The 4,651-nt window shown below is 64.3% G+C and carries 3 protein-coding genes; 2 read left to right on the top strand and 1 reads right to left on the bottom strand.

Translation table 11 applies throughout. The features are described from left to right. The first annotated feature begins 50 nt into the window (after positions 1 to 50). Complete coding sequence (locus QOI01_RS00220; protein ID WP_526377472.1) at positions 51 to 1,109, top strand: NAD-dependent epimerase/dehydratase family protein; 1,059 nt, start codon at positions 51 to 53, stop codon at positions 1,107 to 1,109. A gap of 636 nt (positions 1,110 to 1,745) precedes the next feature. Here QOI01_RS00220 and QOI01_RS00215 read toward each other — a convergent pair. Further along, complete coding sequence (locus QOI01_RS00215; protein ID WP_526377470.1) at positions 1,746 to 2,510, bottom strand: SDR family oxidoreductase; 765 nt, start codon at positions 2,508 to 2,510, stop codon at positions 1,746 to 1,748. Positions 2,511 to 2,633: 123 nt separating this feature from the next. Between QOI01_RS00215 and QOI01_RS00210 the strand changes: the two genes are divergently transcribed. Then, positions 2,634 to 3,506: a LysR family transcriptional regulator gene (locus QOI01_RS00210; protein ID WP_526377468.1), complete on the top strand. Its 873-nt coding sequence runs from the start codon at positions 2,634 to 2,636 to the stop codon at positions 3,504 to 3,506. Positions 3,507 to 4,651 lie beyond the last annotated feature (1,145 nt).

Raw genomic sequence — 4,651 nt, 5'->3', positions numbered from 1 at the left:
TCCCGTCGAGGTCGGATAGGATCCGACTCTCGGTGGTCGGGGGAACAACTGTGTCACAGACCGTTCTCATCACAGGCGCGTTCGGCCTCGTCGGGTCGGCGACCCTCGAACGGTTCGCGGCCGACGGCTGGCAAGTGGTGGCCACCGCCCATCACAAGGCAGGTAAATCGCTGCCCCCCGGTGTGGAGACCCGCTGGGTGGATCTGACAGACCCTTCACAGGTTGACCGTGTGGTGTCCGAGGTGTCCCCCGCCGCGATCATTCACTTGGCCGCCATCATCCCGCCAATGGCTTACCGCGACGCCAAACTGGCCCGCAGGGTGAACGTCGACGCCACCGCGGCTTTGGTGCGCGCTGCTGAAGCCCAACCGAACACCCCCCGCTTTGTACATGCGTCAAGCGGCGCCGTCTACGGCGCCCCCAATCCCAGTCTCATCGACAGGGTCTGCGCAGACACCCCGCCGCAGCCGTGCGAGCTGTACGGCGGCCACAAACTCGAAGCCGAGCAACTGGTTCGATCGTCGAACTTGGAGTGGGTGGTGCTACGACTCGGCGGCATCTACAGCGTGGATCCCTCGGCCATGCCCTTCACCTCTGACCTGATGTACTTCTCAAGCCTCCTGCCGACCGATGGGCGGGTCCATACCGTCGATGTCCGCGACGTCGCAACCGCGTTCGCGGCGGCCACCACGGCAGACGTCGCGGGTGAGATTCTGTTGATCGCCGGCGACGACTCACACCTCTTGCTCATTGGTCAGACGGCATCGGCCGCGGTAGCCGCCCAGGGCATGCCCGGATTGCTGCCTGTGGGACGGCCCGGCAACCCGGAGCGCGACGACGACTGGTATCCCAGCTACTGGATGGACGTCACCCGGGCTCAGCAGGCGTTGTCATTCCAGCATCATTCGTGGCCGGACATGCTGGCCGAGATGCGTGCCATCACGGGTTGGAAACGCTACCCGATGCGGCTTCTCACCCCGGTGGCGCGCGAGATCCTCAGACGCAGAGCGGCCTACTACAACAAGCCCGGCCGATACGCCGATCCCTGGGGCGCCATACGCGCCAAACTGGGCGAACCCGGGCTGGAGACCGAGCCGAACGCCACGTAACCGGTTGATCTGCAAATTGTTGTTGAGCAGGACGTTTGAGATCACTAGACCGCGGCGGAACGCGGATTCGCAGGCTCATAGCCCAGCGAAAGTCGTGAGCTCGCGCAAGTGGATCGGACGCGCGCGAGCGGGTTGGGCGATCCAATGGTAGGCGGATCGGCAGGCCTGAGACTGGCCCGGCATCCACGGGCGCGCGCGCCGTACTGACGATTCACTGAGCGACACGAGCTCGTAGGCAGTCGACGATTATTCGGCGGATATGTCCGAGAAACGGCAAGAATCGCCCGGCGGCGTTGGTGATGCACTTGCGATGAAATCCTTTGTGCAGCAATGCTTAACCGGCATCCGTCGGACCTTCCAAGAAGCGCGGATCGTAAATCCGTTGCTTTTGGGTTCGAGCCCCTGCAGCGAGGTGCCAACGCAGGTCAGCCAGGTGAAATGATTGCGTCTCACGGTGTGGTTCTGTGGGAAGTCGCCACCGCCCTGGCCAGCCGACGGTCACTCGCGCCCCGAAGGCGCTAAATCGTGGGCGGAATCGTCGTCGGTGACCGCCACATCGACGGCGAGCAGATCGTATTCGTAGAGCTCATCGCCACGGCCAGAGGTGTTGAGGAATGCCTCCCAGCGGCTGCCGGATCAGCGTTTCCAGGGTGATTCGCCGGCATCCCAGCTGCGCTGAACGACGGGGTAAAGGCTGTCCTGGTCGGTGGTGACGGAGTTCTTGACGTGGCGGGTCCATTCGTCGGTCAACACTTCGGGCCGCCCCTGCTCGATCGCGTCGAGCGTCTGCCCCGCGACCTCTTGCGCCGAGATTTTGGGATCGTCGACGGTGGCAGCCATGTCGGTATCGATGAACCCGGCATGCACCCCGACGACCAAGGTTTCTTGGGCGCGCAGCTCCACCCGCAGCGCGTTGGTCAACGCCCACTCGGCGGACTTCGATGCGCAGTAGGAGGCGTTGAACGGTGAGGCGTACCAACTCACCACGGACAGCACGTTGACAAGGCCGCCGCCGCCGGCGGCGCGCAGAATCGGCGCAAACGCCCGCGCCATCGCCAGGGTTCCGAAGTAGTTGGTCTCCATCTCGGTGCGGGCGGCCGACATGTCCGGCGCGGACAGAAACGGCGCCAGCAGCATGGCGCCCGCGTTGTTGACCAGCAGCGACACGTCGCTCCAGTCACGGGCGGCCGCGGCGATGTCGTCGAAGTTCGTGATGTCCAATTGCACCGGCACGACGCGCGCGTCGGTGGCGTCGACGGTGCCTGGATTGCGCGCACCTGCGTAGACCTTCGCCGCGCCCCGGTCGAGCAATGCATGCACGAACGCCATCCCCAACCCACGGTTGGCTCCGGTAACCAGTGCGGTGGTGCCCTCTATGTGTCGAGCCAGTGGTTCAGTCATGGTTGTGCTCCTTTCCGTTGCACTCCGCTCAACACGGGCCGGTGCGGCAGTCCATCCCATTCGCTGAGACCTTTGTGAGCACATTCGATACTCTCCGGGTATCAGCGTTGCGGAGGGAGGCCCATGGATCTCGATCTGCGCAAGGTCCGCTACTTCGTCGTGCTAGCCGAGGAGCTGAACTACCGTCGGGCCGCCGAGCGATTGCACGTCGCGCAACCGGTGCTGACGCGCCAGATCCGTTCGCTGGAGCACGATCTCACTGCTCAGCTATTCGAGCGAGGCCGGGCGGGCACCCGGTTGACCGACGCAGGCCGACAGCTTCTGACCGATGCCCAGGGGCTACTGGCCGATGCCCAGGCGACGCACCGCCGGGTGGCCCGCCTCGGCGGGAAGATCAGGACATTCACGATCGGGTTCATGCCCGGGCTGACCGTGAGTGAGCCGGCGCGGGCGTTCGCGGCGTCGCACCCGGAGCTGACCGTCGACGTCCTGCGCACCGACTGGACGGATCAGGTGCGGGTGCTGCGTGACGGGCGGGTCGACATCGGTTACGTCCGCATGCCCATCGACCTCACCGCTTTGTCCAGCTGGCTGCTGTTCACCGAGCCGCAGGTCGCGGTCGTCCCCGTGGCCCATCGGCTCGCGGGCCGCGACCGCGTCAGCGTGCACGAGCTGGTCGGTGAGCGGCTGCTGCAGCATCCGAATGCCGTCCCGGAGTGGGCGGCCCTACACAGCACGCCGCTTGTCGTGACCCGCGAGCCGCGCAGCGTCGAGGAGAAGCTCGAAAGGGTCGCTGCGGGTGAGGGTTTCAGCGTCGTGCCGCAGTCGGTGGCCATGTACTACCAGCGCGCCGACATCACATGGATGCTGTTGACCGACGTCGCCCCCAACGAGGTGCGGCTGGCGTGGCCAACCGCGCAGCACGGACAGCTGATCGAGGACTACTTGAAGGCCGCCCGCAACACGGTCACGGACCAGGGCTACCGCAAGCCTTGAGAACGTGGGCCCACCGGCAAACAGGCAGCACGCAAACGTGTCGAAGATGCAGCGGTATCAGTGTCGAGTTCTTCCGTGGTCCAATGTGCAGCGTAAATAGTTCATACCAGCGGAACGGTGCCGCACGAACGGCTGGCGCCGCACAGGTGGGCGCATCGAGTCGCGGGTTCTGTTACGGAGGTGGCGGTGGAACGGCCCCACCGCACGCGCCAGGTGGGGCTGGCTGGGGGACCGCTCCGCCACCTACAACACACTGAAGGCCCGGCGAGAGAAGTCCATATGGGTGCCCGATCATCGGGGCTCCGTATTGGATTGTGTGCCAGTAGGAGCCGTCGGGGTAGGGCACCCCGTCGCAGTAGGCGAGCGAGATCTGCGATCCCATTCCGCCGCCGGGGCAGTAACCGCTCTGCATGTTCGGCATGTGTGGGTCGGGACCGGGCTCGGCGTAAGCCGGTGCTGCGGACAATGCCGCGGCTGTTGCAACCCCTATCGCCGCGAGTGAGTGCCGCACGTCGACTCCTCCGAGTTGATGCTTCCGCAGTTGACTTCGGCATTGTGAGTCGGGGGCGCCCGAGGCGTGCATGTTATCGGCAAATTTGCTTGCCGGACGCTGGAAGGTGGACGAGTCGGCCCAACGGTGACCGTCCACTTCACGTCCTGAGGTTGTTGGTCGCTTGACCACAGATTTGACGACAACGCTGACGACAGTTGCGCGCCAAACTACGTCGACAACACGGTGTTCTTCCTGCTAAACAGCCTGTTCAGCGAACTTGCCTGCTCCTGGCAGTGTGGGGGTCAGGGGTTCGAATCCCCTTAGCTCCACCCTTGAATAGTCCATCGTGACCGTGCCTTATTTTGGTTTCGGCGTTAGCTGTCCGCGTGTTCTGGGTCGATTTTTGACGACAACGAACGGTTCGGGTGTCGCCACATTCAGGTATGGAGACATGGTCCGGCTTCCTGGCAGGGTCACTTCCTGGATATTGATCGCCTGCGGTTGCGGAACGCGCGAACAGTCTGCCGAAATCGGCGAGTACGGACTGTCGAAAACGGCGAGTATGAGTTGTCGGAAATGTCGACTGGTGTCATGTTCGACTATGCGCGCGTGTCGTCGACGCCGAGCTGTCCGGGCGGCTGACCTCGATCGG

Source organism: Mycobacterium sp., assembly GCF_032162605.1.
Taxonomy (GTDB): Bacteria; Actinomycetota; Actinomycetes; order Mycobacteriales; family Mycobacteriaceae; genus Mycobacterium.
This window is presented reverse-complemented; position numbering and strand designations above follow the sequence as displayed.